The sequence below is a fragment of the Butyricicoccus faecihominis genome, assembly GCF_024462775.1.
Classification (GTDB): domain Bacteria; phylum Bacillota; class Clostridia; order Oscillospirales; family Butyricicoccaceae; genus Agathobaculum; species Agathobaculum faecihominis_A.
In genome coordinates, this window is the sequence record NZ_JANGCE010000014.1 from 1 (window position 1) to 24985 (window position 24985).

A 24985-nucleotide genomic window follows, 5' to 3' on the forward strand; every position below is an offset into this window, starting at 1 on the left:
GGGCGGGGGCCCCTCCCCGGCCCGCCCGCGGCTACCGCCGCGCATATAATTGTGAGCGCCAGCGAACCTCCTATTGAGGCGAAGGCCTCACTCATCGGAAACGCGCGTTCGCGCGGGATTCTTCGCTCTGCTCAGAATGACGGGGATGTGGAAAATGGGCGCGCCAATCAGGCCGGTCCGGCCGTGCGAAGGCTCCCTTCCACGGAATCCCTAGGCACCCGGTACGGCTCTCCCCAACTTGTTAATGATAACAAAAGGGCGGCACGCTCTTCCCCTGACAGGAGCAGCGAAAAGGATGGATGTCAAGAGGGAAACGCATGAGAAAAACAAGGGATTCACCGAGCTAGTAGGGCGCGACGCCCTCGGCGCGCCGTCTCGAAGGGACGTAACACTTGCTGAGAAACCATGTCCCTTCGCTCGGCCGTACCAGCCTGTTTGATGCTCTCACTTATCCCGGTGCTTCGCTCTCGGCGCGCCGAGGGCGTCGCGCCCTACATTTTCTGTGCTTGCGTTACCTTTTTCTCTTGCCTGACCTTATCATAATGACATTGTGGTTGTCCCTTCCTTCTTGCCCCCGCGGCGGGCGCCGCACCGCCCTCGCGGCTACTGCCGCGCATATAATTGTGAGCGCCAGCGAACCTCCTATAACCGCAAAGCAGCCCCGAAGCGTATGCTCCGGGGCTGCTTTTTTAAGCCTTACTTGCGGACTAAATATTTGCGCATATCGATCGCGCAGGCGATCAGGATAATAAGACCCTTGATGATATACTGCAAGTTTGCGCTGACCGAAAGGAAGGTCAGGCCGACGAAGATGATGCGAAGCAGCAGCACGCCAACGATGATACCGCTGATCGAGCCAATGCCGCCGACGAACGATACGCCGCCGATAACACAGGCCGCGATCGCGTCCAGCTCGTAGTTCAGGCCGGTGGACGGGCTGTTGGAACCGATACGGGCGGCTTCGATAAAGCCGGTGATCGAGTACATGACGCCCGCGAGGATGAAGACCATCATCGTATTCTTGGCTACGTTAACGCCGGAAACATTGGCCGCTTCCGGGTTGGAGCCGCAGGCAAACATGTTCTTGCCAAAGCGGGTCTTGTTCCAGATGAACCACATGATAATGGCAATAGCGAGCGCGTACCAAACAAAGTTCGGAATCGGCGTTTTGCCAATGGAAAGGAACGAACCGTTTACCACCTTCTTGTACGGTTCGGACAGGCCGGAGATCGGCGCGCCGGAGTTGCCGTTCAGATTGGTGAACAGAAGCAGGAAGCCGTAAACGATCAGCTGCGTGGCCAGCGTAACGATAAAGGGATGCAGGCCGAACTTTGCAACCGAGAAACCGTTGACAAAGCCGACGATCGCGCCGACGACCATGACGATCAGCAGCGTGCAGATGATCATAACAGCCGGGTGGAACTGCGGCAGATCCGGGAACATTCTATTCGGATAGTTCGCGGCCTGTAACAGCGCCGCCGAGATACAGGCCGTCAGGCCGACGACACGGCCCGCGGACAGGTCGGTACCGGTCAGCACGATGGTGCCCGCGATACCCATTGCAATCGGCAGGTTGGCCGCCGTCAGCGACAGCATGTTGACGATGGACGGAATGCCGAAAAAGCGGTTGTTATAAATGCCGATGCCGATCGCGGCGACGATCAGGAAGATGTACAGCGAATTGCTGATGAACCATTCCTTCCAGAAGTTGCGTTTATCCGCGGCGCTGAGCGCCTTGAAATCTTCATATTTTCCTTTGATATTGAGTTTGCCCATGGTTTTTCCTCCCCCTTAAGCGTACTTGGCCGCGAGCGTCATGATTTCCTCCTGCGAGGTGTTCTTCGCATCCACCTCGCCCGCGAGCCGTCCGCCCGACATGACGAGGATGCGGTCGCACACACCAAGCAGCTCGGGCATTTCACTCGATACCATGATGACCGCCTTGCCGCGGCCAGCCAGATCGATGATCAGCTGATAAATCTCGTATTTTGCGCCCACGTCGATACCGCGGGTCGGCTCGTCAAGCAGCAGAACCTCGGGATCGGTCAGCAGCCAACGGCCAAGGATTACCTTTTGCTGGTTGCCGCCCGAAAGCGAGCGGATTTTTGTCTCCTGCGTCGGGGTCTTGATGCGCATGGCTTTAATCGACCAATCGGTGTCCTTACGCATGGCGCCGTTGCTCAGCATCGGCCCCTTCATGTATTTTTTCAGGCTCGAAATAACGGTGTTGTCGCGAATGTTCAAAATACCGAAAATACCGGTGGCGCGGCGCTCCTCCGTCAACAGGGCAAAACCGTTCTTGATCGATTCGGTGGCGCGGCGGTTATGTACCTGCTTGCCATCCAAGCGTATCGTGCCGCCCTTGCGGGTTGCAACGCCGAATATGTTTTCCAGAACCTCGGTCCGGCCCGAGCCGTCCAGACCCGCGATGCCGAGGATTTCGCCCTTTTTAAGCTGGAAGGAAACATCCTTCACGTGGGAATACATGGCGGTCAGCCCTTCGACCTCCAGCGCGACCTCGCCGGGCTCGTTGGTCTTGGGCGGGAAACGGTTGGTCAGCTCGCGGCCGACCATCAGCTTGATGATCTTATCCATCGTCAGCTCGCTCGCGGGCTCGGTGGCGATCCACTGCCCGTCGCGCATGATGGTGACCTCGTCCGAAATGCGGAGGATTTCCTCCATTTTATGAGAAATGTAAATGATTCCGCAGCCCTGATCGCGCAGCATATTGATGATGCGGAACAGGTGCTCGACCTCTACCTCGGTTAGCGAGGAAGTCGGCTCGTCAAACACGATGATCTTGGCGTCGTACGAGACCGCCTTGGCGATCTCCACCATCTGGCGCTGGGAAACCGGCATTTTGCTCATCACCGTGTGCGGATTGACCTTAACGCCCAGCTTTTCAAACAGGGCGACCGAGTCCTTATACATCTTCTTTTCATCGATACAGTTGCCAAATTTGAGCGGGATACGGCCCAGCCACATGTTTTCCATGACCGTGCGCTTAAGCGCCTGATTCAGTTCCTGATGCACCATGGCAACGCCGTTTTCCAGCGCTTCCTTGGAGGTTTTGAAGTTGACCTCTTTTCCCTCCAGTTCGATGGTGCCGCTATTCTTTTCATAAATGCCGAACAGGCATTTCATCAGTGTGGATTTTCCCGCGCCGTTCTCGCCCATCAGCGCGTGCACGGTGCCGCGCTTCACGGTGAGCGATACGCCGTCCAGCGCTTTGACGCCGGGAAATTGCTTGCAGATTTTCGTCATCTGCAGCAAAACGTCGTTAGCCATACTTTTGCTCCTCCCCTATTTTCGGATAAAAACGGCCGCCGCCGCGTGCGCGGTAGCGGCCGTTTTTGTCATTGCTTCAAATGCGTCCGGGTGGAAGACGGCTTACTCGCCCAGATAAATCTGGTAGGGGATACGGATCTTGTTAACGCCTTCGTCGACCGTGTACTTGTCGGCGATGCCGTCCATCAGGTCCTTGCCGGCGGCCACGTTGGCTACCAGATCAGAGATGCACTGCGCCATGCCGTCCGCGTCCTGCTTGATGGTACCAGCCATCTTGCCGTCCGCGATCAGGGCCTTGGCGGCGTCCGTCGCGTCAACGCCGAATACCGGAATGGTCTTGGCGGCGTCGCCGTTGTTGTAGCCCGCGGTGTTCAGCGCGGTGACCGCGCCTTCCGCCATGCCGTCGTTGTTGCAGATAACGAGTTCGACCATGTTGTTGTTCTGATCGTTGTACTCGGAAAGGATCGTGGTCATGTATTCCTGCGAAGCAGCGGAGGACCAAGAACCGTTCTTGTCAACCAAATACTTATCGGAGTTGTTCGCGTCATAGAATTCGAGTTCGGGCTTGCCGGCCTCGACCAGTTTCTTATTCGCGTCCTCAACGCCGTACTGGGTGCGGGCTTCCGCTTCCGCGTTGCCCTGCTCGCCCTTGAACATGACGTAGGAAATCTTGCCGTCGCCGTTCAGGTCGTACTTTTCATAATCAGCCAGCAGATAATCGCCGATCATCTCGCCCTGCATGTGGCCGGCTTCCGGTGCGTTGGTGCCGACGAAAGCGGACTTGTCATAGCTCTTGATCACATCGTCCGAAACCTCGCGGTTGAAGAACAGGAGCGGCAGATCGCCGGCCTTGGCCTTGTCTACGATACCGGTGGCGGCGTCGTCGGACGAGGTGTTGACCACGTTGACGACCAGCATCTCGGTGCCCTTGGTGATTTCGTTCTGCACCTGCTCGGACTGGGTTGTCTGGTTGTTGTTGCCGTCCTGATCGGAGTGCTTGATGCCCATTTCGTCGAGCTTAGCGGAAAGCGCGCCGCGAACGGAAGCGATGTAAGTATCCGCGTAGTTGTAATACAGTACGCCGATCGACAGATCGTTTGCCGCGGGCTGGTCGCCGCCGGCTTCCGTGCCGCCGCCCTCAGCGGGCTTCTTGTCGCCGCCGCACGCGGTGAGCGTAAACAGCATCGTTGCCGTCAAACCGGCTGCCAGCCATCTTTTTGTGTTCATGTGATAACCCTCCTCAAAATTAACGGAATCTTCTCTTCTTCTCAAAGGCCTCTCGGGCTTTTCTGTGTTTTTATTATATCGGCCGGGCGGCAAAAAAGAAATGGAATCCTTTACTGAAAGGGTTAGAATTTTTACTGAAAACAAAAAGCGACTGGTTTATTCCTACACCACCTTTGGTTAAATCCTATATAAATGTTACTGATTTTCTGTAAAGCTGAACAAAAACTTCTGGTTTTCATCGGAATACATGCCTTCGCGGTCGATCGCGCGCACTTCGGTGTCGATCCGGTCGGCTGAAGGGGTTTTACCGGAGGCGAGCAATCCGGCGTTTTCCACGCCGAGGTAACCGATGGCAAACGGGTTTTGTACGATTAGCACGTCGATTTCGCCGGTTTCCAGCATACCGACTGAAACAACGTTGTTATCGAACCCAACCGCGCGCACCGTGCCGCCCAGCCCCAGCTCGCCGATCGCGTGGCCGACGCCGAGCGTCGTCAGCTCGTTAAAGGTGACGACGGCGTTGATCTCCGGGTGGCGGGTCAACAGATCGCGGGTGGCTTTCTGGGCGGTTTCGGAATCCGAAGAGGTGTTGACCGTTTCGACGATCTCGGCGCGGCTGTCCTCCGCGATGGCGTCCTCAAAGCCCTGCTCGCGCTCCTGTCCGTTTTTGGTGTGCACGTCAAAGCCGATCACGCCGATGCGGAGCGTGTTCTCCTCCCCGCCGAGCACGGCCAATCCTGCTTCCCGGCCGGCGGCGTAGTTATCCGTGCCAATGCGCACCGCGACCTGATCGGAATCCACATCCGAATCGATCACAACGATCTTAACGCCCGCCGCCGCCGCGCGCTCCACGGCTTCCGCCGTACCGCTGAAGTCGATGGCGGAAAGCACGATCGCGTCCGCTCCGGCGGCGACCGCGTCGCCGATCATCCGGTTCTGGCCTTCGTAATCCTCTTCGCTGAGCGGGCCGTCAAACGAAAAGCCAAAGTTGTATTCGCTTGCGGCGGCGTTTGCCCCCGCTTTGACCGATTTCCAGAAAGAAGAACCGGTGGATTTGACGATAACCGCCACAAAGGGCTTTTGCGCCCCTACCCCCTGCCGCGGCGCGGCGCAGCCCGCATACAGCGCGAGCGATAGCAGCAGCATGGCGGCGCATAAGCGTTTCAGCCTAATCATGGTTCCTCCCTTCCTGTCTGCGGCAGACGGATCGTGACGCGCGTGCCCCTGTCTGGCTCGCTTTCGATCGACAGGCCGTACGGCGCGCCGAAATAGATACGGATGCGGTCGGCCACGTTTTTGATGCCGATACCGCCCGGCTCGGATTGGTCGTGCGACAAAATAGCGTGGCACTGCGCCTCATCCATGCCGATGCCGTTGTCCGTCACGGTGAGCACCACGTTCGCGCCGTCCGCTTTTGCGGAAATGACGATCTCGCCATCCTCGACCAGTTCGCCAAAGCCGTGCAGAATGGCGTTTTCAATGATGGGCTGTAGCGTAATCTTGCTGCACAGGCAATCAAGCACCGATTCGTCCACGTCAAACCGATAGGAAAACTGGTCTTTGTAGCGAAATTTCTGAATGATCAGATAGCTTTCGGCGTGCTCCAGCTCGCGGCGGATGGGAATTAGATCGGCCCCCCGCGAAATGCTGATGCGGAACAGACGCGCCAGCGCAGAGACCATCTGCACCGCCTCGTCCGTGCGGCCCACCTCGCACATCCACTGGATGGAATCGAGCGTGTTGTACAAAAAGTGGGGGTTGATCTGCGCTTGCAGCGCCTTCAGCTCGGTCTTGCGCAGCGTTTCCTCCTCGCTCTTTACCTCGGCCATCAGGTTTTGAATACGTACCACCATGTGCTCGAACGAGCCGGAAAGCACGTTGATCTCGTCCGTGCCGCTGACCGGCTGGTAAACAAACTGGGCCGCGTCCTGCTCAAAACGGCGCATTTCATCCACAAGCCCGTGGATGGGGCGCGACACCAGCCGCGACACCAGCACACTGATCGCGAGCAGAATCAGCAGCACAACCGGCACGACGGCCAGAATCCGCCCCAACGCCGCCTGCCTAGGCTGGGCGACCAGTTCGTCCAGATAGCTCACGCCCACGATGCGCCAATCCCCCTGCGGCAGGCTTTTGATCACGCGGATGAGCGAGCCGTCCGCGTGCACGCCGTCCGGCAAAGCGGCCAGCGGCAGGGTATCCTCGCTTTTGAGGCCCGAATAGATCAGCTGCTGCTGCGGGTGATAGACCAACCGCCCCGCGTTATCGATGATGAAGCTGTAGCCGCGCTGGCCGATGCCGACATCGTCCATATACCCGGCAATGGTGGAAAATTGCAGATCAACCGTGACAAACGCGTTCACGCCGCCGTAGCGCGTCAGCTCCGCAGGGCGGGCGACCGATACCACCCACGGGTAGTAATCCATGTAAAGGCTCTGCACGTGCGGCGGCGTGATGTAAACGCCGGTGGAGTCCGCCTCCATCCCGGTCAGGTCGAGCGAAGCGACCGACGCCTTGCGGCGGCGGTTATCCGCGTAGCAGGCGATGAGCGAGCCGTCCTGCCGGTAAACGCCGATACTGGCCAGATCGTCCCGCATCTGCACCATGGTGGCAAAGGTCGCGCTGAGCGTTTCGGAATCATCACTGCTGTTCAGCTCGCCGATGATCCGGCGCAGCAGCTTATTCGTATCCGCCGTATAGTTGGCGATCGCGTTGGCCGCCTGCGTGACGGACTGCTCGGAGCCGGTCGCGGCGTTCGAGCGAAGCGCCGCCGTATATAAGGTAGTAAAAACGAAGATAGAAATCAGCGCGGTCACCGCCGCGACGCCGCTGACCAGCACCACCATCAAGCGAGAGAGCGACAGGGCCTTTTTCTGCTTCATCCCTGCCCGCCTTCCTCCGCGCCGCCTTGCCTGCGCAGGGTGATCGGGGAAATGCCAAAGCGCTTTTTAAAGCAATAGCTGAAATAGTGCTGATCGGAATAACCGCAGCGCGACGCGATCTCCATCACCTTGAGCGAGGTGCAGGTGAGCAGCTCGCGCGCGGTATCCAGCCGCTTGGCGGTAAGCAGGTTGATAAAGGTATCCCCCGCGTTTTTACGGATCAGCGCGGAAAGATAGTTGGGGCTGATATGCAGCTTTTCGCTGATGGTGCCGAGCGAGAGCGATTCGTCGCCGTAGCCGCTTTGAATCATGCCGATGGCCTGCTCGCACAGGACCTCGCCGCTTTCGCGGCACTGATCGGTGATCGCTTCTTTGGCGCGCAGGCAAAAATCGGTCATCTTTTCCTTTAGTTCCCCGGGCGACCGGCACGAGAACGACAGCCCGGAAAGGGGCGAAGCGCTCCAAAGCGCGCCCGCCGCGTCCGGGTCGACCACCGCGCCGATCGAGCGGCACACAGCGGCCAGCAGCTGCACCATCATCAGGTCGATCTCCAGCGGGTCGTGCGCGCCGGTCTGGAAGCCGCCGAACAGCGTGTCGAGAAATCCGGTCAACTGGTCCGTGCTACCGCCCTTGATCAGCCCTTCCAGCTGCGCCGCGGCCTCGGTAAAGTCCGAACGGATTGCGCGGGCGTGCTCCAGATCGGCGATATAGCGCGTTTCGCCCGCGCCTTCCTCCGACGTATAGTGCAGCGCGCCGACGGCTTCGCGGTAGGCCGCGTGGCAGCCGGAAAGCGAAGCGATCTCGCGGCTTACGCCGACCGTGCAGCGCCCGCCAACCACGCGCTCCAAGCTCTGCGTGATCTCGCTCACCGCGATATGCAGGTACTTCCCGATATCGTGCGCCCCGGCGGCGACCAAGGTGAGCACCCGCCCGCCGATTAGACAGCTGGCCGAACGCAGGTATTTTTCCGTGATCGTTTCGACCGCGTGTACATGCGCGCGGTCGGTACAGACGCGGCCAAGGCCGTCCTCTATCTCGGTGGCCAAAACAACGAAATGAGGAGGTACCTCCTCATCCGTTATCAGGCCGCATTCTGCGGCCTGCCGCGCGAGATCTTTTTCCGCCGCTTCCGGCGGCAGGGCGGTATCCGCGCCCAAAAGCAGCGGCATAAGAAAATCATGCGGATGCAGGCGCTCGGCGCGGCTCTGCGCCAGATCGGCCCAGTGCTTGTCCATTTTGGCGCAAATGGTTTTCAGTTCGCGCGCCAGTTCCTGCGAGGAAATGGGCTTTAGCAAATAGCTGATGATGTTGTATTCGATCGCCTGCTGCGCATAGGTAAAATCGTCATACCCGGAAAGAAAGGCGATATGCATGGCGGGCCTGATCTCGCGCACCTCGCGCGCCAACGCGATCCCGGACAAAAACGGCATGCGAATATCGGTCAGCAGCAAATCCGGGGCCAGCCGCTCGACCTGTTCCAGCGCGTCCATGCCGTTTTCGGCCTCGCCCACGACCTGAAAGCCGCACTCCTCCCAAGGCGTGCGCTCAATCAGCGACCGGCGCAGCTCCGCCTCGTCGTCCGCCACTACTACGGTATACATATCGGCATTCCCCTTTCCGTATCCTTCCCCTTTAGTGTATAATTTTTCCCGTCTGCTGTCCAGCATACATAATAATTTTTTTCATACAGAAACGGCCGAAAAAAACCGGCGCACCGTTCATAAAAACAGTGCGCCGGTTTTTAGCACGGCAGAAAAGTTCATAGTACCCATTGCGCAAGGAGCAGCCCTGTACAAAATGCAAGCTGTATAACAATCAGAATTACTGTTGCGACACGAAGGGCCCGCATTTTCCAGCCGCGCCACCAATAGCGATTTAATTGCGTTTTGTAATAGCCGCGAAGCCTTTCGGGAATATCCACACCCTGTGTATATGCTTCTTTGATGAAATATTGTTCTCCGTTTCCACCGTCAAGCGCGACGTGAATCGCCATGCGATAAATGCTATCTAAAGCCAACGGGTCGTTATTTTTATTTAACGTCATGTCAATATACCTCTTTTCATTTTAAGACGTTATAATTATACGTCTTAAATAACTAAAATTCAAGTTTTTAGCGAAGTATAATAAACGTAAGAACGAACCAAACAGGTGATTAAATGAAAAGTGTTCTGGATGAAATTACAAGGCTTCGCTTGAATAGAGGATGGAGTGAATATGACTTAGCAAAAAGTTCAGGTCTATCACAATCAACTATTTCCACATGGTATAGAAAACAGCAAACACCTACCATACAGACTTTGGATAAAGTATGCAACGGATTCGGGATTACTTTGTCACAATTTTTTGCCGGCGGTGAAGAATCATTCCCCCTCACAATGGAACAAAGAACCTTATTGGATAATTGGTCTACTCTGAATTTCAAGCAACAGAGAATTATTTTGGATCTGCTACAAAATATGTAGCAGATATGTTTGTCATCCTGAGCGTAGCGAAGGATCTCGCGCGAACGCGCGGTTCCTACCGAAATTCGCGCGTTCGCGCGAGATTCTTCGTCACTACGTTCCTCAGAATGACAATTTAGTACAGCTTATCTGAATGACATTGGTGACCGCACCACGCCGCGCATTTCATTGTGACCAGACGCAACAACGCCGCCGGGCAAACCCGGCGGCGTTGTTTTATGCAGTTACGAAAACCCTTCCGCGATCGTTTCAAACAATTCGTTGACACGGTCGTACTGCTGGCGCAGGTACAGCCAGCCGAACAGCGCTTCCAGCGCAGTGGCCTGCGCGTACTCGGCGATGGACGCCGATTTGGGCACGCTTTTCGGTTTGGCGTTGCGCCCGCGGCGGAAAACGGCTTCTTCCTCCTCGGTGAGGAGCGGCAGGATGCGCGCGGCCGCTTTGGCCTGCGCAGCCGCGCGGACCAGCTCGGTCGTGCGGTTGTGCAGGTTTTTAGAGGTCTGTGTGCCCGCGCAAGCGAGCAGGGCGCGCACCATGATCTCGTACACCGCGTCACCCACATGCGCGAGCGCCAAACTCGACATCTGTGCGAGCGCGGCGTCGTCCAGCCGGGGGCGGAGGTAGTCCATTACTTGCCTTCCGGCGCGGCGGGAGCGGCTGCGGCAGCCTTTTCAGCAGCGGCGGCCTTGGCCTTTTCAGCCTGCGCCTTCTGCATGGCGGCAAACTTGGCCTTTTCCTCGGCGGTCGGTACGGGCTCGATGCAGCCCTTGGGGCAAACCTTGGCGCACATCTTGCAATTCTTGCACTTGTCGTAGTCGATCTTAGCCACGTTGTTTTCCACGTGGATCGCATCGAACTTACAGGTCTTTTCACACATCTTGCAGCCGATACAGCCGACGGAGCAAACCTTTGTCACCTCCGGGCCCTTGTCGCGCGACATGCAGTTGACATGGGTCTTTTTGCTTTCAGGGGCAAGATCGATCAGCTTCTTCGGGCAGGCGGAAACGCACTGGCCGCAGGCCACGCACTTTTCCGTATCGACCTTGGCTACGCCGTCCACGATGTGGATCGCGTCAAACGCGCAGGCCTTGACGCAGGAGCCGAGGCCCATGCAGCCGAACGCGCAAGCCTTGGGGCCGCCCGCGACGCGCATGGCGGCGGTGCAGTCCTGCAAGCCTTCGTACTTGGCCTTGTCGAGCGCGTTGCAGCCGCCGCCGCAATGTACATGCGCGACCTGACGCTCCGCGTCCGACACCGTGACGCCCATGACCTCGGCGATCTTTTCAGCGGCGGCGGCGCCGCCCACCGGGCAGCCGTTTACCGGCGCGGTGCCCTCGACGATGGCGGCGGCAAGGCCGTCGCAGCCGGGGTAGCCGCAGCCGCCGCAGTTGGCGCCGGGCAGACACTCGCGCACGAGCGGCACGCGCTCATCCACTTCAACCGCGAACACCTTTGCCGCGACGCCGAGCAGGATGGCGAAAACGACACCCATGACAAACAGCACCGCGACCGCCGCGATTACATTTTGCATATTCATATTAATTCATATCCTCCCTTACTTCCAGATCTGTAAGCCGGAGAAGCCCATGAAGGACATAGCGAGCAGCGCAGCGGAAACCAGCGCGATCGGGAAGCCCTCGAAGCACTTGGGGCATTTTGCGGTCGCATCCAGACGCTCGCGGATGGACGCGAACAGCACGATCGCCAGCGTATAGCCGATACCGGCGCACACACCGTAAACCACCGAACCGATGAAGGAATAGCCGTTATCGATATTGGAGATAGCGGCGCCAAGCACGGCGCAGTTGGTGGTGATCAGCGGCAGGAAAATACCAAGCGCGGAATAAAGCGCGGGCATCGACTTCTTCATGAACATTTCAACGAACTGCACCAGCGTCGCGATAACAAGGATGAACGCGATCGTCTGCATGTAGCCAAGGCCCAGCGGCTCCAAAATGAAGTACTGAACCGCCCACGATACCGCGGAGGCCAGCGCCATGACGAAGATAACCGCCATGCCCATGCCCACTGCCGTGTCGGTCTTCTTCGATACGCCGAAGAACGAGCAGCAGCCGAGGAACTGGACCAGAATGTAGTTGTTTACCAGAATCGCCGCGATAGCGAGGGACAGGAGATCGGTGATCCCCATGGAAGCGGGTAATGCGAAAGACATTTACTTGTCCCCCTTTCCAGCCATGACCTTCTGGATCACAGCGAAGATGAAGCCCATCATGAGGAAGCCGCCCGCGGGCAGGATCATCATGACCATGGGATTGGAATTGAAGAACGGTACCGCGATACCCTTGATGCCGTTCACGTAGCCGGACAGGATGGTGCCTGCGCCCAGCAGCTCGCGGAAGAAGCCCATGAGGACCAGCGCGAACGTAAAGCCAAGGCCCATGACCACGCCGTCCAGCGCGGAGGGCATCACCTTGTTCTTGGACGCGAACGCCTCGGCGCGGCCGAGGATAATGCAGTTAACAACGATAAGCGGCAGGAACAGGCCGAGAGAAGCGGCCAGATCCGGCAGGTAAGCGTTCAGCGCCATCTGAATCAGCGTAACGAACGTTGCGATGATGGTGATGAAGCACGCGATACGAACCTTTTCCGGAATAATCTTGCGAAGGATGGAAATAACGACGTTGGAGCAGATCAGAACGACGGTGGCCGCAAGACCCATGCCGATCGCGTTGTTCAGCGAGGTCGTCGTGGCGAGCGCGGGGCAAAGGCCGATGGTCTGCATGAATACCGGGTTGTCGAGGATGACGCCGGCCTTCAGTTGATCACTAAATTTCATAATGGCTTCCTCCTTAACCCAAAGTCGCAGCATACGCCGCGGCGGTGTTGACGCCGTCGGTCACCGCACGGGAGGTGATCGTCGCGCCGGTAATGGCGTTGATCGTGCCGCCGTCCTTGGTAACCTGAAGCTGGCCGTCCGCCGGCTGGCCGGCGTACTGCGCGATCCATGCGTCGTCGGTCTGGCTCTTCGCGCCAAGACCCGGGGTCTCCGCGTGGCCGGTCACCTTCGCGCCGGCGATGGTGCCGTCCGCGTTCACGCCGACGATCATGGTCAGCGCGCCGCCGAAGCCCTTGGGCTGTACTTCAAGGCAGTAGCCCGCGTCGGCGCCGTCCACGTCCGCTTTGTAAACGCCCGAAATGGCTGCCGCCGAGCGGCCCGCCGGCAGCGATACGCCGGCCGCCGCGACGTCTTCCGCCGCAAGGGTCACTTCCATATCGGTGAAATGCGCGCCCGGAATGATCTCTTCCATGGCGGCGTTACGGGTCTTTTCCTGATTGTCTTTGATCAGCGGCTCGGTCACGCCGTTGGCAACGCCGAGAAGCAGCGCGCAGACCAGTGTGATAAGGCCCAGTACGATGACGAGCTGGATAATGCCGCCTTCTTTTTTGCTGCTGTCCATATTACTGCGCCTCCTTTTTCTTTTCTAAAGCGTAGCCGAACTTGCGGGGATGGGTGGCCTTGTCGATCGCCCAAACCAGCGTGTTCATGATAAGGATGGAGTACGATACGCCCTCCGGCAGGCCGCCGAAATAGCGGATGAACACGGTTAAAAGACCGCACCCAATGCCGAAGATGACCTGACCCTTGGGGGTGACCGGGCTGGTGACGTAATCGGTCGCCATAAAGATCGCGCCGAGCATCAAGCCGCCGGAAAGCACCTGCGCCAGCATCCATTCCAGACGCGGCTGGCCGCCCATCGGGAACAGGAAGGTAATGACCGCAACGGTGAGGATGTAAGCCGCCGGGATATTGATGGTAATGACCTTGCGGTACAGTAAGTACAGGCCGCCCGCGATCAGCGCGAGGGCGGAGGTCTCGCCGATGACGCCGCCGGACTGGCCGAGCAGCAGGTCCATCATGCCGGTAACGGGCGCGGGGTTCGCGCCGTTCTGCACCCACGGCAGCAGGCCGGCCTTCATGTTGGCAAGCGGGGTGGCGGTGGAGATCGCATCGGTCACGGCGACATTCTTGATCCAGTCGACCGCGGCTTTCGGCGCGACCCAAGCGGTCATCAGCGCCGGCCAGGAAGCCATCATGAACGCACGCGCGCCGAGCGCCGGGTTCATGAAGTTCTTGCCCAGACCGCCAAACAGCATCTTCACGATGATGATGCCGAACAGGCCGCCGAACACGGGCATCCACCAGGGAGCCGCGACCGGGATGTTGAAGGCGATCAGCACGCCGGTGACCATGGCGGACAAATCGCGCACGGTGACGGGCTGATGCACTATTTTGCAGTAGAGCGCCTCAAACACGCCGCAGGACACCATCGAAATGATGGTGAGCACGAGCGCACGGGGCCCGAAGGTGAACACCGCGACGGCCAGCGCCGGGATCAGCGCGATCAGCACGTCCAGCATCAGGCTGCGGGTGTCGTCCTCCGCCTTGATGTGGGGCGAGGAGGTGACGACGACTTTACTTAAATCATACATATTCGTTTTCCCCTCCTTACTTCTTTTCGGCTTCGGCGGCCTTTTCGGCCTCGGCCTTTGCCTTTTCAGCGTCCGCCTTGGCCTTTGCGGCCATGCGCTGCGCCTGTATCTTGCCCTTGGACAGGCGGAACTGGGCCACCAGCGGAATGCGCGCGGGGCACACATAGGCGCACGAGCCGCACTCGATGCAATCCATCATGCCGCACTTTGCCGCTTCGTCCAGATTATCCGCCTTGCCATACACGTTCATGTACATGGGCAGCAGATGCATCGGGCAAGCGCCGATGCACTTGCCGCAGCGGATGCACTGCGGGTTTTCCACACGCTTATCCTCTTCGCCGCACATAGCGAGGAACGCGTTTGTGCCCTTAAACACCGGGATTTCGAGCGAGTACTGTGCCACGCCCATCATCGGGCCGCCCATCAGAAGCTTATTGGGCGCTTCTTTAAAGCCGCCGCACGCGTCGATCAGCTTTTCGATCTGCGTGCCGATGCGGACTTCAAGGTTCTTGGGGTCCGCCACGGCGGAGCCGGAAACCGTAACGATACGGCGGATGACCGGCATGCCCTGCGCGAAGCAGCGGTAGACAGCGCCCGTGGTATCCACATTGAACACGGCGCAGCCCGCGTCCGCCGGCAGCTTGCCGGAGGGAACCTCGCGGCCGGTGCAGGCGTTAATGAGCTGCTTTTCCGCGCCCTGCGGGTATTTACACTTTAAGGGGTAGAGCTTTAGCCGCGGGTCGGAAGCCATCAGTTCCTGCAGCTTCGGGAAGGTATCGGACTTGTTTTCCTCGATCGCGATGATCGCAGTCTGCACGCCCATGAGATCGGCCAGCATTTTCAGGCCTTCAACGACCTCTTCGGGGCGCTCGAGCAGCAGACGGTGGTCGGACGTGATGTAGGGTTCGCATTCGGCGCCGTTTACGATGATGGTATCGCACTTGCCGATGCCGGATTGGATTTTGACGTGAGTCGGGAACGTCGCGCCGCCGTGGCCGACGATGCCGCTCTTGCGGATATGTTCGATGCGCTCCTCGTTCGTCATTGCCGTAAAGTCATACGGATGCACAGATTCGTGGAGCCGGTCCTCGCCGTCGTTTTCGATCACGATGGAAAGGATCTTGTTGCCGCTTGGATGCAGCATGGGAGCTACTGCCGTGACCTTGCCGGACACGGTCGCGTGGATCGGCGCCGAGACAAAACCGCCCGCCTCGGCGACCGTCTGGCCCAGATCCACGATGTCGCCGACCGAAACGATCGGCTTCGCCGGAGCGCCGATGTGCATAGAAACCGGAAGTATTACCTTCTCAGGCAACGCCAGCTTCTCGATCGGCTTGGTGTTTGTCGCGGCCTTGTATCCCGGATCGCTGTGGGTACCGGGATGAATGCCGCCACGGAACGAATACACCATGTTTTTCACCTCTCTATTTTTTTGCGCAAGAAGAACCGAAGGGAGCCCCTTCGGCTCCATCTTCAAACGATATGGTTAGGCAGCGCCTTCACACAGCCTTACATAGTAGATTATACTGTTGTTTACCCCCAATAAGCAACCCCGAAACTCAAAAAACTTGCCTCAATGCAAAAAAAATTTGCGCACAATGGGTAAATTGTGGTGAAGTGTAACGGTCGATTTGTGAATAAATACTGAACGGCCGCCGCGCGCGAACGCTGCCGAATCATACCGTAAAAAGTATACTTTTGGGAATTTTACGCGGCGAGCAGCTGGACGACCAGCCGTTCCAGCATCACGGCTGCTTCGGCGCGGGTAACCGGGCTTTTTAGATCGAGCGAGCCGTCGGGCCGCCCGGTGAACAGCCCCTTCTCCCGCGCCCACCGCACCGCGGGAAGCGCCCAATCAGAGGGTTCCGCGTTACTGGGAAGGAAGGATTGGCCCGCCACACTTGGGCTTCCGGCGTAGCGGTGCAAGATGGTGACGAGCTGTTCGCGCGATACCGGTCGGTCTGCCGCAAAATCCGGACCGATCCCGCGGATCAGTTCGTTTTCGGCCGCCCATGCGGCGGCCTCGGAATAATAGCGGTTTGCAGCCAGATCGTCAAATCCGCCGTCTCCTTGGGCGGCGGGGCAGCTTTCCAATCGGTGCAGCACGGTTGCAAGCATGCCCCGGCTCATTCCGCCGTCCGGCCAAAAGGTGGTTTCCGTCATGCCGCCGAACAGGCCGCGCGCCGCGACAAAGGTGACCGCGTCCTTCGCCCAGCTTCGGCCGTCCATATCGCTGAACGTTTTGTCTTGATCGACAATGCGCAGCGAGCAGGTCGCGTGGCACAAAAAAGCCACGCCTTCCTCCGATACGGCGGATTTTGGAATCACGCGCTCGCCGCCGTCCGGCAGATGCGCCAGCGGCACCAACCCGGAACGCGGCGAATCGACCGGGATGGTCACGGTAAGCGGCGGCGCGCCGTCCGGCACGGTAACGGCCGCGCTCGTCGCCCCTTCGGGCGAGATCAGCGTATCGATACGCACGCCGGAGGGCGTAAGGTCGCTGATGCGCCGGGTGCCGTCCGTTTCAGTGGTTTCGGTTCGCTTGGTACCGTTTTGCAGCGTCACGGTATGCTCGGCCGGCGGCGTTTCTTGGGCCGCCGCGCCGATACCGCCGGACGGGCCGTTCCCGGTGCCGCCGCCGGTTCCTCCGCCAGAACCGCCGCCCGGTCGGCTCGGATCGGCCGGAGGTTCGGATGGGCCGGGCGGCTCCGGTTGCTCGGGCTCGGTCGGCGTATCCGGTACGTTGGTCGGCGGCAAGGCTGGGGTGAGCGCCGCGATCTCTTGCTCCGTCAAAACTCTATTATATAAGGTAAGCGCGCCGATACCGCCGGTCATGCCTTTCCCAAGATAGGCGGTTGGCAATAGAAAGGTGGAACAATCCGGCAGGCGCATCACGCCCGGCATGGACGTGTCATACAGCATGGGGCCGCCCTGCTTTTTGCCGTCTATGTAAAGGGCCGTACCGTTCCGGTCGCCGGTCAGCACCAGTGTGCACCAGCGACCGGCGGGCAGGTGGGCGCCGTCAAAGCAAAAGGTGTAGTCGCCGCGCCGATAGCCGGGACAGCCCGTCTCTTCCACATTCCAATAAAAAGAGCCGTCCGCGCCTGTGTAAAGCAGGGTGTCGGGCGACATTTCCGTATCACAAAATATATCGATGCGGGCGGTATAGGGATAACCGATCGCAGCGACCGGGAGCGTTAACGCGCCGGTTCCATCGAGACAGAGGGCGGGCCTACCTTCCAGCGTGTCAAACGTCGCGCCCCCCTCGGCCACGCCGTCGCGGCCGTTCTCCGTGCGGTCGGCGCCGTTCGATGCAAAGTCCAGATCAACCAGCATATCTGTTTGAGAGGCGACAAAACGGCCCGGATCGGCGTTGCCCGCCCGCGCGCCGACTTTTTCAAAGCGGCTGGCGAACCGCGCGCCCGTCTGTTTGTCCCCATCGCCGCACCATGTTTTTTCCGCGATCAGCGCCACGGCGTTTTTCATCCGGTCAAATAGGTCGACGGCTGCATAGCCGCCGCCAAAAGAGGCCTGTTCGTTCCAAAGGCAGAAAATCGCGCCCCGCGTTTGCGGATCGGCGGGCGAGATACCGGCGGACACGGCAAGGTCTTCGACCGCATACCGGTCAACCTGCGCGGCAAGGTCGAAATGATCCGGCAAACCGTTTCTTCCGCCGGTCGAAAGCTGGGTCAGGGAGCGGCGAACGTCGATAACGCCCCGGCCGGTTTGAAACGCGGTTCGCGCCGCCGCCGGGTCGTCCGGCCACAACAGGATATCCGCGGCGGACCGCATATCTTTGATTCCGTTCATATACCAGACTCGCGCTTGCTTCCCGGCTGCCCCCGCACGGTCTGCCAGCGCATCCGCAAGCTGTGCCAGCGCCGGTCCGTTCGCTTCGCCGTAGATCCCCGCGCCGACGTCGTAATACGCGCCCTGCAAAAACGGGTCGTCTCCGGTCAGATACGCATCGGTCAATCGCTGTAAGAAGCAGGCGGTCAGATCAAAGGCTTCGGGAAAAGATATATCGAACGCGCCGGTCTCATCCAAGGGAAGTTCGGCGGCGTTTGCAAAGCACGCGCCGCGTGCGGGGCCGACGATTTCGGTCACCACTTCGATTCCATAGGCTTTGGCCTGTGTCTGCAACGCCTGATAGGTTTCCTCGGTGTAGAAGCCGTCCGCAGCGGGCAGCAAGGGAAAGTCCTCACAGGCCAGCCGAAAGGCGGATTTTCCGGAAGCGGCGCTGCTGTCGTTGATGTGAAGGTGCAGCTCGTTAAGCTTGAACCACGCCATATAGCGGGAAAGCTGCGCCAGCTCGTTCGGCGTAAGATAGGCCGACGCGATATCGAGCAGGCCGCCGCGCACGTCGTAACGCGGATAATCACGCGCCTGCCCGCGCGGGAACCGGGTATGCGCCGCATCCTGCCACAGCACCTGTACGAGCGAAACGCCGCCGTATAATACGCCCTGCGGCGCGGCGGCCGATATGGTAAAGACATCGCCGCTGTTCAGCGTGTAGCCTTCCTCACCGAGCGGCGAAAGCGAAGGATCGAGCCGAAGCAGCACATCGCCCGGCGCGGGCGATCCCACGCGTGTGGCAATGGGACGATTCAGCATATCCGAGAAAAAGGACGCGATTTGCCCCGCGGTGCCGTCAAGCGCCACGGCATCCTGTGGGGACAGCACCAAAGCGCTATTGCCGTTCAGGCAGAAATCGCCTTCGCCCCCTTGCCACTCCCGCAAGCCGGGCACCACGTTCGGCTGCTGATTGCCGCCAGGCGCATAAGCGCCGGGCACCGTCACGGTATGGGCCCGCGTCGATTTGGCCGTATCGGACGGGTCGGCAAGGCTGCTCACCTGATACAACACGCTCACCTCGGTATCGCGGAGCGGCTGACTGACCGTGCCGTCCGCCGCGATCAACTGACGGGGCTCGCAGCCGTACAGCGTCACCTGATAGCGCGGGTCGGGCGAGTCCGGAAGGCGCAGCATCGTTCCGTCATCCGACAGGGACGGGGCGCCGAGCCGCTCCAATACCGCCTCCGCCGTGGTGGAATCCGCGCCGTATACTTCCAATTCATAGATCGCAAAGCTGTAAGGCTTGCTGTTGACCTGATAGCCTTGCCGCTCAAGCAACTTCACATAGCGCGCGGACGGAAGAGAGGCAAGAGAAAAGAAGCGTTCCGCTTTTTTGCTGCCATTGCCATCCGATACGGTCACCGCTTCCTCAAAATGCGTGCCGTCCTCTGAGAGCAGGATGCTGTACGCGGGCGATTCACGAAAAAAGAAGAGCGCCAACTGCTCGATCGAAACGATCTTTCCTAAATCAAGCAATAAATAGCGCTCCGCATCATCTGCGTTTGCAAAAAAGTAAGTGGAGCGGTCTCCGTCCACCGCCTTGTCCGGACCGGTATCTTTGCGTTGCCCGCTCGAACCGCTGACCGCGGCGATATGCAGCAGGTTATCCGGCGTACCGGTCTCGCCCGTGCCGACAGCGCCGGCGGAGGCCGGCGCGGCAAGGCCACAAAAAAGCGCTAGGCACATAGCCCAAGCGCGCCATTTGGAGTTTTTCATATGAAATTCCTCCTATCGTCCCTTCTCTTTTTATACGGGACTGATTTATTTTCACAGCAGCAGGCGGAACATATGCCGTCATTTTCGACCGGCGCGCGCAACCCCCTTTCCGTTCCGGTATTCCGATACCTTGAATTGTTTTTAGTGTATCGTTTTTGCACTTTCATGTCAATCCACAGGTGTATATGTGAGACATTTTTATACAAACTACACAAGCTATAAAAAGACGAATTGGAGGTTTTATCCTTAAAAAGATGTGCAAAAAAGTCGCCGCAACTTTGCGCTGCGGCGACTTACCATTTTATATCAATTCCATGATATTGCTGCACGTCAGGCCGAACGCTTCGGCGGCGCCGGGGCAGGTGCAGCGGCCCTTAAAACAGTTAACGCCGTTTGCAAGCCCGGCGTCGTCGCGGACCGCCTGCGCAAAGCCCTTGGTGGCGAGCGCCAGACCGTGTCCGAGCGTGGTGTTCGTCAGCGCGATGGTCGAGGTGCGGCTTACCGCGCCCGGCATATTGGCCACGCAGTAATGCACCACGCCGTCCACCGTGAACACGGGGTCCTGATGGGTGGTGGGGTGCGTGGTCTCGATACAGCCGCCCTGATCGACCGCAACATCGACGATGACCGCGCCCGGCTTCATGCGCTTTAGATCCTCGCGCAGCACCAGCTTGGGCGTGCGGCGGCCCGGCAGCAGCACCGCGCCGATCACCAGATCGGCCTTCTCGATTGAAGCGAGGATATTGGCGCGGCTGCTGTACAGCGTCTGCACGCGGCCGCTGAACTGATCGTCCAGCTCGGCCAGACGCGCCGCGCTGACGTCCAGAATGGTGACGTTCGCGCCCATGCCGGTGGCGATCTTGCAGGCGTTGGTGCCAACGCCGCCGCCGCCGATGATGACGACCTCCGCCTTTTGCACGCCCGGCACGCCGGAAAGCAGGATGCCCCGCCCGCCGAACGGCGTTTCCAGATACTTCGCGCCTTCCTGCACCGCCATGCGGCCCGCGATCTCGCTCATCGGAATCAGGCACGGCAGGCCGCCGCGCGCATCCGTGATGGTCTCGTAGGCGACCGCCGTTGTGCCCGCCTTCAGCAGCGCGTCGGTCAGCGGCCGGTCAGCCGCCAGATGCAGATATGTATAAAGAAGCTGCCCTTCCCTTAAATACCGGTATTCGCTTTCGATCGGCTCCTTGACCTTAACGATCATGCCGGCTTCGTGCCAAACGGCGGCGGCGTCCGCGCGGAACGAAGCGCCCGCCCGCTCATATTCCTCATCCGTATAGCCCGAGCCAAGGCCCGCGCCGCGCTCCGCCACCACCGAGTGGCCGGCCTCCACATAGGCCCTGACGCAGTCCGGCGTCATGCCCACGCGAAATTCGTTGTTCTTGATTTCTTTGACCAATCCAATAATCATTGTGTTCCCATCCTTTCCAGTCTTCTCATGCCGGGAAAGTTCCCTACCCTTATATCCTCCGCGCATACGGCCCTCTTGTCAAGCTTTTTTGTAAAAAAAGCGGCGGGCGGACCAATTCGGCCCACCCGTCGGTGTATGCATGAATTATAGGTTTTCCTTCAAAAACGCTTCCAGCGTTTGCGCGGCCTCTGCTTCGTTATCGCCCTCCAGCGTAAAGACGATCTCGTCGCCGCCCTTGACGGACAGCCCCATAACGGCGAACATTTTAGCCGCGTCCGCTGTTTTTTCACCCTTGGCAAGCATCACCTTGCAACCAAACTCCTTGGCCTTTTTGACCAGCATGCCCGCCGGGCGCGCGTGCAGCCCCAGCGGATCGGTCACGGTATAGCGTAGTGTTGTCATATTCATTCCTCCTGTTGTAATGCGTCCTGCTGCGCCTGCTGTTCGGGCGACCACGCGGCCTCCCAGTCCGCGCACCACTGCTGGAGCGGCTCCGCCATGCGGATGGTCACCTTGTCGTTCAGACCGGGCACCTTGGCAAAAAGCAGCCGGCAGCCTTCCCGGCACTTTTGCACATATGGCGTATCCTGCCGGAGGATGTAAAAATCCCCGGCGGAGAAATGGTACTCGGTTCCGTCCGACAGATCGATATACTTGGTTTCGCCGGACAGCAGGTAGCAGTATTCACTTGTGATCGTGTGGTAATGCGCTTGTTCCCAGTGGTAATGGTCGTAATCGCTGATGCCGATCTCCACGTTTTTATCGAGTAGGAAATTCAGGTGCTGGGGCAGCCGCAGATCACCCGCCAGATACTGTCTGGTGCTGAATTCGAGCGAAGCCTCGATCTCCTCCGCGCGCAAAATCTCGATACGGCCGGAGAACCGGCTGGGCTGCTCGCCGAGCAGCAGGGTTTCCAGCGCCCACGCCACGCCGTCTTTTTGGTTGCTGGGCGCGATATAGTTCGCCTTGGCCTTAAGCGCGTCGCAGGCGTTTCCCATCGCCACGCGGGTGACCGCTTCATCGAACATGCCAAGGTCGTTTTCGCTGTCGCCGATGACCATGATCTCTTCCGGGGCAAGGCCCATGGCTTCGCGCACGGCGCGCACCGCGCGGCGCTTGTCCGCCCCTTCCGGGATGACCTCGATATAGTGCTCGCCCGAGGACAGCGTGACCACGCCTTCGATCGCGTTCAGGGCGACGCGCAGAAACGGGATCTGCGACACATCCCCCACGCTGACGAAAAACTTGTTCACCTTCAGCCGGTGCGCGGAGAGATAGGCGCGCAGATCGGCAACGGTCTTTTGCGTGCCGGAAAAGAAACGGACATGCTCTTCATCCATCCCGCAGGAGCATATCAGCCCCGCGCGGTCCTCCTGACAGTAGGCGCGGTTGCCCGCGTACGCCTGAAAGAATACCTTTTCGCGCATAAGACGCTCTAAGATGAACGAGACCGCCTTGTCGCTCATATACGCCTCGTACAGCAAGTGGCCGGTGCGGTAATCATCATATACCGCGAGGCCGTTCATGGCGATCATATAGCCGTCCGCCTCGATGGCGCGCATGGCGAAATCCGCCTCATAGGCCAGCCGTCCGGTCGCGACGACCGGGGTAACGCCCGACGCGCGCAGCTTATCGAACGCCGCCACCGTGCGGGGCGTTACCGTATCGACGCCCTGCAACAGCGTGCCGTCCAGATCGACGAACACCGCCCGGATCGCCTGCTTTTCGTTCATGCAAAAACCGCCGCCTTTCATATCGATAGGGCGCGGGGCCGCGCCGGGCAAAGCGCACCCGGCCGCGGCCCCGCAGAGAGAGTGGAAATTGATGTGTGGGCAAAACTAGAAAGGGATTTAGAATGTCATGGCATCCTGTTCCTTGCGGAGCTTATAGATGAGGGTGGAGGTGTCCAGCTCGAGCATATCGAGCGTGAGCAGCTGGCCCTTCTTGGCGTCCTTGAGCATCTTGGCGCCCTTGGTCACAAGGCCGTAAGGCACATAGCCCTTGGCGTCGGATTCTTCCTTGGTCGCGATCGAGCCATAGGTGGTGTAGCCGCCGATGCCGTCGATCGTCTGGCCCGCCTTCAGATCGGTCTTGGCGACCGTGATGCACTCGGATACCAGACCGGCCTTGGGCACGATGGTGGTCTCGCCGTCGATCACGCACTTGGCAACGGTCAGCGGGGTCTCGAGGTTGCACAGGTGGTACGGGCGGTACAGCGTCCACAGCGGGCCGGGGCCCATGGAGTGGTACTGCATCTGGTAAGCGATCTCTTCGTTGTCGGTGGAGATGGTGACGAACACGCCGGGGGCGATACCGTTGACAAACTCAACGACGCCGTGCTTGTTCAGGATGCCGCCGTCTTCCTTGAGGCGGTACATATCGTTCAGGCCCTTCACGTCGCACGCAATGCCGTGGCCGCCGATCACATCGGGTACCAGACCGGTCGCGTTGGACATGGCGGTCATTTCCACCATGGTCTTGGTGCCGTCCTTGAACGCGCAGAGCATCTTGGGGCTCATCTTGCGGCGGGTGGCCTCTTCCAGCACGGTATCCGGGTTGCAGTCGCGGGCCAGACGGTTGTTCTTGCCCTTGCCCATGACCTTAACGTCCATACCCATGGCCTTGGCGAAGCAGTACAGCTCCATAACGGCGCCCGGCTCGTCGCCGGCGGAACCGGTATACAGCACGCCGTTGTCCTCGGCCAGTTTTTTCAGGTAAGGCCCAATGACAACGTCGGTCTCAACGTTGAGCATGACCACGTGCTTGCCGTTCTTGATCGACTCGGTCGCCACGCGGGCGCCGACGTCGGGCACGCCGGTCGCGTCGATCGCGCACTCGACCAGATTGGCCTGCGAAATGAAGTTTGCGTCCTCACAGGCAATATACTTGCCGGCTTCCATATAGCGGTTGGCCTCTTCGATGGTCTTGGCTACCACGATGTCGCTGTCGTCCACGCCGGCATACTTGAACGCGTTTACCGCGTTCTGTACCTGAATATCGGATACGATCGCCGGGGTGATACCGTGCATCAGCACCATCTGGGTGACCATGCCGCGGCCCATCTGGCCTGCGCCGACAATACCGGTGCGGATCGTTTTGCCTTCCTGCTCACGCTTGATGAGTTTGTTGTTCATGTTAAGCATAGTTATTTCCTCCATTTATGTAATTAAATAGCTTTCGTTGGTGAAAAAAGCCGTACCCCCCTACTGGCGGCGCGGCAAAACGCGCCGTCACAAGCGAATCAGGCTATTTTCTTTTTACCGGTACGTCTTTTGGAGGCGTGCCGCAGTGGGATCAATAGATCTCGATGGTACCGCCGACCGCAAGATCGGCCGCCGTGAGCTTTTCGCCCTCCAGCATGATGCAGCCGGGGCGCTCGGGCTCCGCCCCGCCCTTAAAGCTGAGCGTGCAGTGGCCCAGCGCGCGCAGGGTCTCCTTGGCTTCGTCGCCTACCGCGGTCACATCGTACACCTTGCCGCAGATCATCAGGGTATCGCCGGGCGCGGGATCGGTGTGCAATTCGGCCTCCGTATGCAGAACGGCGATCTCGGCCAGCTCCTCGGGAGCGTTTTCGTTAAAGAGAATGAGGAAGTTGCACTCTTCGTCTTCGAGAAAGCCGAGCGCGTCCGGTCCCCAACCGGTGATGGTGGAACAGTACTTCATGCGGATTGCCTCCTTCGTAATGATG

Annotated in this window: 21 protein-coding genes; 1 reads left to right on the forward strand and 20 read right to left on the reverse strand. The window is 59.3% G+C overall.

Translation table 11 applies throughout. The annotated features are described in order from the left end of the window. Nucleotides 1-696 precede the first annotated feature (696 nt). The 7 genes from NE562_RS08755 to NE562_RS08785 form a co-directional block, all read right to left on the reverse strand. Nucleotides 697-1776 carry a galactose/methyl galactoside ABC transporter permease MglC gene (locus tag NE562_RS08755; RefSeq protein WP_280962028.1) on the reverse strand — a complete coding sequence of 360 codons (1080 nt, stop codon included), beginning with the start codon at nucleotides 1774-1776 and terminating at the stop codon, nucleotides 697-699. Between the two features lie 15 nt (nucleotides 1777-1791). Next, the gene (locus NE562_RS08760; RefSeq protein ID WP_280962029.1) at nucleotides 1792-3288 is read right to left on the reverse strand and encodes a sugar ABC transporter ATP-binding protein; all 1497 of its coding nucleotides are present in this window, start codon (nucleotides 3286-3288) and stop codon (nucleotides 1792-1794) included. 102 nt (nucleotides 3289-3390) lie between these two features. Further along, nucleotides 3391-4515: a galactose ABC transporter substrate-binding protein gene (locus NE562_RS08765; protein WP_280962030.1), complete on the reverse strand. Its 1125-nt coding sequence runs from the start codon at nucleotides 4513-4515 to the stop codon at nucleotides 3391-3393. Between the two features lie 195 nt (nucleotides 4516-4710). After that, nucleotides 4711-5691, reverse strand: coding sequence for a substrate-binding domain-containing protein (locus NE562_RS08770; protein WP_280962031.1), 981 nt, complete (start codon nucleotides 5689-5691; stop codon nucleotides 4711-4713). Next, nucleotides 5688-7397, reverse strand: a complete 1710-nt coding sequence (locus NE562_RS08775; protein WP_280962032.1) for a sensor histidine kinase — start codon at nucleotides 7395-7397, stop codon at nucleotides 5688-5690. Before NE562_RS08775 ends, NE562_RS08770 begins: the two co-directional genes overlap by 4 nt. Next, on the reverse strand, nucleotides 7394-8998 hold the full coding sequence (locus tag NE562_RS08780; protein ID WP_280962033.1) for a response regulator: 1605 nt from the start codon (nucleotides 8996-8998) through the stop codon (nucleotides 7394-7396). The genes NE562_RS08775 and NE562_RS08780 overlap by 4 nt, the downstream gene beginning before the upstream one ends. A 158-nt stretch (nucleotides 8999-9156) precedes the next feature. Then, entirely contained in the window at nucleotides 9157-9441 is a 285-nt protein-coding gene (locus NE562_RS08785; protein ID WP_280962034.1) for a hypothetical protein, read from the reverse strand. A 113-nt stretch (nucleotides 9442-9554) separates the two neighbouring features. Here NE562_RS08785 and NE562_RS08790 point away from each other — a divergent pair, with 113 nt between their 5' ends. Next, nucleotides 9555-9860 (forward strand): helix-turn-helix domain-containing protein, encoded by a 306-nt coding sequence (locus NE562_RS08790; RefSeq protein ID WP_280962035.1) that lies wholly within the window; start codon nucleotides 9555-9557, stop codon nucleotides 9858-9860. 224 nt (nucleotides 9861-10084) lie between these two features. Here NE562_RS08790 and NE562_RS08795 read toward each other — a convergent pair whose 3' ends face one another. From NE562_RS08795 to NE562_RS08855, 13 genes are all read right to left on the reverse strand, one after another. Then, nucleotides 10085-10489, reverse strand: a complete 405-nt coding sequence (locus NE562_RS08795) for a Mini-ribonuclease 3 (RefSeq protein ID WP_280962036.1) — start codon at nucleotides 10487-10489, stop codon at nucleotides 10085-10087. Next, nucleotides 10489-11391, reverse strand: coding sequence for an RnfABCDGE type electron transport complex subunit B (locus NE562_RS08800; protein ID WP_419196001.1), 903 nt, complete (start codon nucleotides 11389-11391; stop codon nucleotides 10489-10491). The genes NE562_RS08795 and NE562_RS08800 overlap by 1 nt, the downstream gene beginning before the upstream one ends. Before the next feature lie 24 nt (nucleotides 11392-11415). Beyond that, nucleotides 11416-12033 (reverse strand): electron transport complex subunit RsxA, encoded by a 618-nt coding sequence (gene rsxA, locus NE562_RS08805; RefSeq protein WP_280962038.1) that lies wholly within the window; start codon nucleotides 12031-12033, stop codon nucleotides 11416-11418. Beyond that, nucleotides 12034-12657, reverse strand: a complete 624-nt coding sequence (gene rsxE / locus NE562_RS08810; RefSeq protein ID WP_280962039.1) for an electron transport complex subunit RsxE — start codon at nucleotides 12655-12657, stop codon at nucleotides 12034-12036. A 13-nt stretch (nucleotides 12658-12670) separates the two neighbouring features. Further along, nucleotides 12671-13279, reverse strand: coding sequence for an RnfABCDGE type electron transport complex subunit G (locus tag NE562_RS08815; protein WP_280962040.1), 609 nt, complete (start codon nucleotides 13277-13279; stop codon nucleotides 12671-12673). A 1-nt stretch (nucleotide 13280) separates the two neighbouring features. Further along, nucleotides 13281-14312, reverse strand: coding sequence for an RnfABCDGE type electron transport complex subunit D (locus NE562_RS08820; protein ID WP_280962041.1), 1032 nt, complete (start codon nucleotides 14310-14312; stop codon nucleotides 13281-13283). Between the two features lie 16 nt (nucleotides 14313-14328). After that, nucleotides 14329-15723 (reverse strand): electron transport complex subunit RsxC, encoded by a 1395-nt coding sequence (rsxC, locus tag NE562_RS08825; protein ID WP_280962042.1) that lies wholly within the window; start codon nucleotides 15721-15723, stop codon nucleotides 14329-14331. A 296-nt stretch (nucleotides 15724-16019) separates the two neighbouring features. Then, a complete protein-coding gene (locus tag NE562_RS08830; protein WP_280962043.1) occupies nucleotides 16020-19883 on the reverse strand; it encodes an S-layer homology domain-containing protein in 3864 nt (1287 codons plus the stop codon). A 301-nt stretch (nucleotides 19884-20184) separates the two neighbouring features. Next, a complete protein-coding gene (ald, locus tag NE562_RS08835; protein ID WP_280962044.1) occupies nucleotides 20185-21297 on the reverse strand; it encodes an alanine dehydrogenase in 1113 nt (370 codons plus the stop codon). Nucleotides 21298-21441: 144 nt separating this feature from the next. After that, nucleotides 21442-21699: an HPr family phosphocarrier protein gene (locus NE562_RS08840; protein WP_280962045.1), complete on the reverse strand. Its 258-nt coding sequence runs from the start codon at nucleotides 21697-21699 to the stop codon at nucleotides 21442-21444. Nucleotides 21700-21701: 2 nt separating this feature from the next. Beyond that, nucleotides 21702-23030, reverse strand: a complete 1329-nt coding sequence (locus NE562_RS08845; protein WP_280962046.1) for a Cof-type HAD-IIB family hydrolase — start codon at nucleotides 23028-23030, stop codon at nucleotides 21702-21704. A 117-nt stretch (nucleotides 23031-23147) separates the two neighbouring features. Next, nucleotides 23148-24440, reverse strand: a complete 1293-nt coding sequence (locus NE562_RS08850; RefSeq protein WP_280962047.1) for an NAD(P)H-dependent oxidoreductase — start codon at nucleotides 24438-24440, stop codon at nucleotides 23148-23150. Nucleotides 24441-24591: 151 nt separating this feature from the next. Continuing rightward, nucleotides 24592-24960, reverse strand: coding sequence for a PTS glucitol/sorbitol transporter subunit IIA (locus NE562_RS08855; protein ID WP_280962048.1), 369 nt, complete (start codon nucleotides 24958-24960; stop codon nucleotides 24592-24594). Nucleotides 24961-24985 lie beyond the last annotated feature (25 nt).

What these genes read in the sequence shown, in the direction of transcription:
- NE562_RS08755 (WP_280962028.1), bottom strand. Translation starts at nt 1,776, where the DNA reads ATGGGCAAACTCAATATCAAAGGAAAATATGAAGATTTCAAGGCGCTC.
- NE562_RS08780 (WP_280962033.1), bottom strand. Translation starts at nt 8,998, where the DNA reads ATGTATACCGTAGTAGTGGCGGACGACGAGGCGGAGCTGCGCCGGTCG.
- ald (WP_280962044.1), bottom strand. Translation starts at nt 21,297, where the DNA reads ATGATTATTGGATTGGTCAAAGAAATCAAGAACAACGAATTTCGCGTG.
- NE562_RS08845 (WP_280962046.1), bottom strand. Translation starts at nt 23,030, where the DNA reads ATGAACGAAAAGCAGGCGATCCGGGCGGTGTTCGTCGATCTGGACGGC.
- NE562_RS08765 (WP_280962030.1), bottom strand. Translation starts at nt 4,515, where the DNA reads ATGAACACAAAAAGATGGCTGGCAGCCGGTTTGACGGCAACGATGCTG.
- rsxA (WP_280962038.1), bottom strand. Translation starts at nt 12,033, where the DNA reads ATGTCTTTCGCATTACCCGCTTCCATGGGGATCACCGATCTCCTGTCC.
- NE562_RS08795 (WP_280962036.1), bottom strand. Translation starts at nt 10,489, where the DNA reads ATGGACTACCTCCGCCCCCGGCTGGACGACGCCGCGCTCGCACAGATG.
- NE562_RS08790 (WP_280962035.1), top strand. Translation starts at nt 9,555, where the DNA reads ATGAAAAGTGTTCTGGATGAAATTACAAGGCTTCGCTTGAATAGAGGA.
- NE562_RS08800 (WP_419196001.1), bottom strand. Translation starts at nt 11,391, where the DNA reads ATGCAAAATGTAATCGCGGCGGTCGCGGTGCTGTTTGTCATGGGTGTC.
- rsxC (WP_280962042.1), bottom strand. Translation starts at nt 15,723, where the DNA reads ATGGTGTATTCGTTCCGTGGCGGCATTCATCCCGGTACCCACAGCGAT.
- NE562_RS08850 (WP_280962047.1), bottom strand. Translation starts at nt 24,440, where the DNA reads ATGCTTAACATGAACAACAAACTCATCAAGCGTGAGCAGGAAGGCAAA.
- NE562_RS08820 (WP_280962041.1), bottom strand. Translation starts at nt 14,312, where the DNA reads ATGTATGATTTAAGTAAAGTCGTCGTCACCTCCTCGCCCCACATCAAG.
- NE562_RS08840 (WP_280962045.1), bottom strand. Translation starts at nt 21,699, where the DNA reads ATGACAACACTACGCTATACCGTGACCGATCCGCTGGGGCTGCACGCG.
- NE562_RS08775 (WP_280962032.1), bottom strand. Translation starts at nt 7,397, where the DNA reads ATGAAGCAGAAAAAGGCCCTGTCGCTCTCTCGCTTGATGGTGGTGCTG.
- NE562_RS08770 (WP_280962031.1), bottom strand. Translation starts at nt 5,691, where the DNA reads ATGATTAGGCTGAAACGCTTATGCGCCGCCATGCTGCTGCTATCGCTC.
- NE562_RS08760 (WP_280962029.1), bottom strand. Translation starts at nt 3,288, where the DNA reads ATGGCTAACGACGTTTTGCTGCAGATGACGAAAATCTGCAAGCAATTT.
- NE562_RS08815 (WP_280962040.1), bottom strand. Translation starts at nt 13,279, where the DNA reads ATGGACAGCAGCAAAAAAGAAGGCGGCATTATCCAGCTCGTCATCGTA.
- NE562_RS08830 (WP_280962043.1), bottom strand. Translation starts at nt 19,883, where the DNA reads ATGAAAAACTCCAAATGGCGCGCTTGGGCTATGTGCCTAGCGCTTTTT.
- NE562_RS08785 (WP_280962034.1), bottom strand. Translation starts at nt 9,441, where the DNA reads ATGACGTTAAATAAAAATAACGACCCGTTGGCTTTAGATAGCATTTAT.
- rsxE (WP_280962039.1), bottom strand. Translation starts at nt 12,657, where the DNA reads ATGAAATTTAGTGATCAACTGAAGGCCGGCGTCATCCTCGACAACCCG.
- NE562_RS08855 (WP_280962048.1), bottom strand. Translation starts at nt 24,960, where the DNA reads ATGAAGTACTGTTCCACCATCACCGGTTGGGGACCGGACGCGCTCGGC.